Raw genomic sequence first — 2,738 nt, 5'->3', positions numbered from 1 at the left:
CACATGACCCGCCCCATCACGCCCCGCAAACCCCGCGCAGCCAGCCAGGCCCGAATCGATTCGATTCTTGATGCTGCACGCGAACTGCTTGCCACTGAGGGCGTAGCGAGTCTGTCGATCTACAGCGTGGCCGAACGGGCACAGATTCCGCCGTCTTCGGTTTACCACTTCTTCGCCAGCGTTCCCGCCCTGCTGGAAGCGCTGACCGCCGACATCCACGCAGCCTTCCGTGCCAGCCTGCAAGCCCCTATTGAACATGCAGAACTCAACACGTGGCGTGATCTGTCCCGCCTGGTCGAGCAGCGCATGCTGGACATCTACAATGCTGACGCCGCTGCGCGCCAGTTGATTCTGGCCCAGCATGGCCTGACCGAAATCACTCAGGCGGATCGTCAGCATGACATCGAGCTGGGGCACTTGATGCTGGAGGTCTTTGACAGACACTTCGCGCTGCCGGTGCTACCGACGGATGTCGACGTGTTCGCCCTGGCCATGGAGCTGGGCGACCGTGTGTATGCACGCTCCATGCAACTGCATGACCAGATAACCCCGCGCATGGCCGAAGAAGGGATGCGGGTATTTGATGCGTACGTGGGTATTTATTTGCCGCCTTACCTACCGAAAAGAGAGCGCCCCTTGACGGCTTAGCTTCATGCAGGAATGGGCGACTCCTCCCTGACACGCGTTAGGGTGTGAGCCAGCATCTGCTGCAATGCCTGTAACACCGGATCGTGTTTGCGCTGGCTAAAACGCAACACATTGGCCACGTCTGGCAGCGGCATATTGTGCTCAAAAGCACGACTGATCTCGACGCGCTTGTCGACATTGCTCGCCGTCACCAACCCGATGCCCAAGCCTGCCGATATGGCCGACAACACGCCTTCAGTCGAGGGGCACTGCACCGCCACCTTGCAGCGAATACCCACGGCCTGAAGGCGGTCCTGCGCCAGATTGCCGTAGAAACATCCCGCCCCGTAGGTCACGAGAGCGACGGTGGTATCAGGGTTATATTCCCAACCGGCAGGCACGCACCAGTTCAGCCGTTCGCTCCACAACAAGTGATCTTCAGCACTCAACCCGTGAGCGAAATCCTGATGCAAAGCCATATCCAGCGCACCGTTGACCAGGGACTCACGCAGCGCCTGACTCTGTTCGACGACAACACGAACGTCGACATTGCCGTGCTGCCTGGAGAACTTCGCCAGTATCGGTGACAGTTGGGCGAGCGAAGCCTGCTCGGTCACGCCCAGCCGGACGGTGCCTTCCAGGGTAGACGGAGCAAACAGTGCCAGCGCTTCGTCGTGAGAATTGAGGATGCGCCGCGCATGAATCAGCAGCTCGGCACCGTCGCTGGTTGCAATCAGACGCTGGCCTTCACGACGGATCAGATCTCGCCCAAGCTGCTTCTCCAGCCGTTTGATCTTCCAGCTGACCGCTGATTGCGTGAGGTTCAGGCTTTCAGCCGCGCGGGTGACACTGCCCAGTTCGACAATGCTGCGCAGCGCCCGAAGGACGTCTATGGGGAGGCGTTGGTTCACAAATTATCCTTATAAGCGAATTCGTCGTAGGAGCGGCTTTAGCCGCGAGAAGTCCTGTTTATCGCTATAAGCCTTCGCCTGAAATGCCCTCCCCCCGGCTAAAGCCGGTCCTACAGATCTGCATCAGACCGTTCACATCAACATGACAAAAATCGAATTTCAGCAGCATAAGTTGTCATTGGCGTCATGAATACCCCTTCGATACGCTGAATCCATCATCAACGTCTCGGAGACCACGCTCATGAACAATCCACTGCTCACTCAACACGTGATCATCGATGGGCGACGCATCGCCACCGGGTGTCACGGCGAAGGGCTGCCGGTTGTCCTGCTGCACGGCACGCCAGCGCATTCGATCATCTGGCGCAACGTCGTACCCGCGCTGGTGGAGGCCGGGCTGAAAGTGCATCTGTTCGACCTGCTGGGTTTCGGCGCATCGGAGTTTCCGCAAGACCAGGACACGTCGGTCGCGGCCCAACGGATCCTGCTGGAGAAGTTGCTGGATCACTGGGGGCTGGAGCAAACGCATATGATTGCCCATGACATTGGCGGAGGCGTTGCGCTACGGCTGGCGATCGATGCACCGCAAAGTTTCCGGTCCCTGACCATCGCCGATATCGTCAGCTATGACTCGTGGCCCTCTGCAAGCTGGCAACATATCCGCACGCATTACGCCGAACACGCGGTCATGAACGCAGACGAACATCGGCAATTAATGATCCGGCAATTGCGCATGGCGGTTTTCAACAAAAGCATCATGGAGGGCGAGGTGCTTGAAGCCTACCTGGCGCCGATCACCGGCCTGATCGGCCAGCAAGGTTTTTACAAGAACCAGGTCGCGCATTATGACTCGCGCTATACCGAAGACTTCGCGCAACGTCTGCCCAGGCTGAACATTCCGGTGCAGATCCTCTGGGGTGCGGAAGATGAATGGCAGCCATCACGTTATGCCCATCGTTTGCACGGCGACATTCCTGACTCGATAGTGCAGCTCATCGACAACGCAGGTCATTTTCTGATGGAAGATCAGCCCTTGATGTTTGCCGAAAAGGCTATTGCCTTCGTCCACAAACACAACCTCCTGTAGGTGCTCGTACCTCCTACATGCCAAGGTAGGAGCGAACTTGTTCGCGAGGTGGCTTGCCTGACGCACCGCATCAGGCCCTCTCGGCAACAAGTTGCCTCCTACCTTCAAAAGCA

3 protein-coding genes are annotated in these 2,738 nt (G+C 58.1%); 2 read left to right on the top strand and 1 reads right to left on the bottom strand.

Annotated elements, in window-relative coordinates; all coding sequences use genetic code 11:
* Nucleotides 1-3: 3 nt before the first annotated feature.
* On the top strand, nucleotides 4-648 hold the full coding sequence (locus H8S59_RS26705; protein ID WP_187523354.1) for a TetR/AcrR family transcriptional regulator: 645 nt from the start codon (nucleotides 4-6) through the stop codon (nucleotides 646-648).
* Between the two features lie 2 nt (nucleotides 649-650).
* Here the strand turns inward: H8S59_RS26705 and H8S59_RS26700 are convergent, their stop codons facing one another.
* Entirely contained in the window at nucleotides 651-1,538 is an 888-nt protein-coding gene (locus tag H8S59_RS26700; RefSeq protein WP_187523353.1) for a LysR substrate-binding domain-containing protein, read from the bottom strand.
* Between the two features lie 241 nt (nucleotides 1,539-1,779).
* On the opposite strand from H8S59_RS26700, the gene H8S59_RS26695 reads away from it, so the two are divergent.
* Entirely contained in the window at nucleotides 1,780-2,625 is an 846-nt protein-coding gene (locus H8S59_RS26695) for an alpha/beta fold hydrolase (RefSeq protein WP_187523352.1), read from the top strand.
* Nucleotides 2,626-2,738: the final 113 nt, after the last annotated feature.

It is taken from the genome of Pseudomonas folii (assembly GCF_014357575.1).
Taxonomy (GTDB): Bacteria; Pseudomonadota; Gammaproteobacteria; order Pseudomonadales; family Pseudomonadaceae; genus Aquipseudomonas; species Aquipseudomonas folii.
Note: the sequence above shows the minus strand (reverse complement) of the source record. Positions and strands in the feature narration are given on the sequence as shown.